This is a genomic window from Streptomyces sp. YS-3, from assembly GCF_045257485.1.
Classification (GTDB): Bacteria; Actinomycetota; Actinomycetes; order Streptomycetales; family Streptomycetaceae; genus Streptomyces.
This window is the reverse complement of record NZ_JBJHPC010000763.1, coordinates 1-2827: the sequence shown is the minus strand read 5'-3', so window position 1 is coordinate 2827 and position 2827 is coordinate 1. Positions and strand designations below refer to the sequence as shown.

Below are 2827 nucleotides of genomic sequence, written 5' to 3'. Positions count from 1 at the left end.
GTCGTCGGGGAGGGGGACACGCGGTGGGGAAGGCAAGTCGGGGCAAGCGGGAAAGGACGCGGGAGCAGGCGGCGCAGTGGACGGCCTCTGGGGCGGCGCGGACTGCGCAACGGATGCGCCGGGCCTCGTTGGCGAGTCTGTCCGGTAACTCGTGGATACAGGTGATGCTCGCCGACAACATCAATAACGTCCTCACGGAGTTGCAAGGGGTGCTGCTGCACAGCAACTTCACGGACGTGGTCAAGGCTGAGGGTGTGGAGTGGCAAGCGGCCATGTCGATGGTGTTGGGCAAGCAGGGGCTCAGGCCGCCGTGGCCACGTTCACCAGGTGATGCCGCTTCATGGCAGATTCGCGAGATCGAGAAGCTGCTGCGGCAGGCGGAAGTCTTCGTCGTCTCACCGGCCGCGCACGCGGCGGTGATGGCCGTAGCCGCCACTCTTGAGCCAGCCGATCTCAGCACGCTGGACCGCGACCGCGACGTTACCGTGCCCACGGGGTTACTGGCGCTGCCCGAGCCCGTCGTGGTCGTGAATCGCGCTGGGGCACTGTCGGACACCGCGGCTTTCGGCTGGCAGTTCGTCACACAGCACCAGATGTTCCCCACCGCGCAGTACGCGGGTGTGCGCGTGACCACCTTCATGGACCGCGACGGTCCGGTGCAGCCGGCTGAGTGGCGGCTGACGGTGTCCACGGCCCGCAGCTCCGGCGCCCCGCTCCCGCCGTTGGTGCCGGACGGCATGTATGGAATGCGGGGGGATGCCTGCCTGGCGGAAGAAAGCAGCGAGAGGCTCGCCGACCTGTCCGAGCAGCACCGGCAGCTGCAAAAGGCACTGACTCATGCCGCCCAATGGCGTGCACAGGAGGTACCCGAGACGGGTGAGTGGGGTGGGGACCGTGTGGATGATACGTACGACGACTTCGCCGGACGCTACATGTTCGCGTTCTGGCGGCTGATCGCCCAGGGCATCACCGCCGCTGACCCGCCCCAAACCGCTACTCCGGCGTCCGCAGTCGCCAGCCGTGAGGCCGGCCCCGCCCTGCACGATCCCGAGGTGCGGATCATCCGGCTCGCCGCTCCCTCCCCGCGCGCGACGGACACCAGCGTGGAGGGCAAGGCGCGGGTTTACCACCACCGGTGGCCGGTGCGGATGCACAAGGTCCGCCAGTGGTACCCCAGCCGCCAGGAGCATCGGGTGATCTGGCGCGGCCCGTACATCAAGGGGCCGGCAGGCGCCCCTCTGATGATGGGGGAAAGGCCTACTTGGTGAACACGTAGCCGCGGCAGAGGGCTGCGCCGCGGGGATGCCGCTCGGTGGACGGCTCAGATCGTCCAGGGTCTGGGCCTTCCGTCTTCGCTGGGGACGGTGGTGCGGCCTATGCGAGCGGTGGTGGCCACGCAGCCGGCAGAGGACCTCCTGCCGCACCGAGGCCGCATGCTGCCCGCGCACCGATGTGCTTGGGTCGCGCTACGGACCAGTCACCCCGCTGGCGGCTGGCCGGAAGGGGCAGCCTGATCGGCTGGCTGGTCCAGTTGTTGCTGGCGGCGACGCTGCTCGTTGCGTTGGTCTTCGACTCGCTGGGTGAACAGCTTCAATGCTTGCTGCTCCTGGTCCGCGTCGAAGTCGCTGCAGGGGCCGAAGCCCAGCGTGAAGGCGTTGACCTCTTCCTCAATTGCATCAGCGGTCTGGAGCAGGAAGAAGCTGCGCTCGCGGTACTTGTAGTAGCCGGTGAAGCCCGCAGCCAACGTAACGGTTAAGCCGATGGCGACGATCGTGATGTTCTGCCAGGTCAGCTCCCTGCCGCTGTCCAGCGCTGCGACGGTGGTCGTGGCGGCCGAGCCAACCATGATGAGATTTTGCAGCGCGTTATGGATCCGCCGGTACTTTCGGCTGTCGGTTTCGTACTGCTCGACGATGGTGGGGACGTCTTCGCGGTACAGACTGCGCCGCTCATTCAGGGGAGGCTGATGGAGGGCGCTCATGATCCGCACAGCTCCTCGACTTGGACCTGGCTGCCGCACGGGTCATCTCACAGCAGCAGACGTGGGCTGCGGCTTACAGCCAGTATGCGGCGCAGCCCACAGCAGACCGCCCCGACGGAGCTGTCGTCGCGACCACCGCCCCCCAACGGTGGGCCGGGAAGCCGGTCCGTGTGCTGGACCTCAACCCCTGACCCCTGCCTCCTGGCGGCGGCGCTAACCTCGTTCCCGCCCTGACGACGGACGCTGGCGTTCACGAAGGCGGCCAGGTTCTGGCGCAGGACTGGCGCGAGGGTCGTCGATGACAAGGGCAAGGCCGAACGCATCCCATACGAGCTGTGCGTCCTGGTCGCACTGCGGGACGCGATCCGCCACCGCGAGATCTACATCGAGGGCGGCTGCGCTGGCGCAACCCGGAGAACGACCTACCCGGCGACTTCGAAGCCACCCACGCCGTGCACTACGCCGCCATCCGCCAGCCGATGGACCCGCAGACGTTCATCACGGACCTGAAGTGGCGTATGACCGACGGCCTGGACCGGCTCTCGGCAGCTCTGGCGGACGGCTCGGCGGGCGCGGTGAAGGTCACCACCCGGCACGGCGAGCCGTGGATCACCGTGCCCAAGCTGGACGAGCCCACCGGGCTCGACCTGCTGCCTGCCCTGGTGCCCGGGCCGCGCCGGGCGGCGGATGAGGACGTTCAAGCAGCAGGCTCGGCATCCGGCCGCTGAACCGGAGCAACACCGCCGCCCGCGTCGTGACCACCCGCAACCTTCCATGGACGTGATCCAGGCGGGAGCATCGTGGTGTCGGTGGACGGGGGTGGCAGACCATGGGGCGTAGGCGGGG

At 68.2% G+C, this 2827-nt stretch carries 3 protein-coding genes and 1 pseudogene; 3 read left to right on the top strand and 1 reads right to left on the bottom strand.

The window, feature by feature from the left end:
• The first annotated feature begins 164 nt into the window (after nucleotides 1-164).
• The gene (locus ACJA3G_RS34455; protein ID WP_406556966.1) at nucleotides 165-1268 is read left to right on the top strand and encodes a hypothetical protein; all 1104 of its coding nucleotides are present in this window, start codon (nucleotides 165-167) and stop codon (nucleotides 1266-1268) included.
• Between the two features lie 209 nt (nucleotides 1269-1477).
• On the opposite strand, the gene ACJA3G_RS34450 is transcribed toward ACJA3G_RS34455, so the two are convergent.
• Complete coding sequence (locus ACJA3G_RS34450; protein WP_406556965.1) at nucleotides 1478-1981, bottom strand: DUF4231 domain-containing protein; 504 nt, start codon at nucleotides 1979-1981, stop codon at nucleotides 1478-1480.
• A gap of 11 nt (nucleotides 1982-1992) precedes the next feature.
• On the opposite strand from ACJA3G_RS34450, the pseudogene ACJA3G_RS34445 reads away from it, so the two are divergent.
• Both ACJA3G_RS34445 and ACJA3G_RS34440 read left to right on the top strand, forming a co-directional pair.
• Nucleotides 1993-2172 (top strand): annotated as a pseudogene (locus tag ACJA3G_RS34445) (hypothetical protein); the annotation flags it as partial.
• Nucleotides 2173-2316: 144 nt separating this feature from the next.
• Entirely contained in the window at nucleotides 2317-2709 is a 393-nt protein-coding gene (locus ACJA3G_RS34440; RefSeq protein ID WP_406556964.1) for a hypothetical protein, read from the top strand.
• Nucleotides 2710-2827 lie beyond the last annotated feature (118 nt).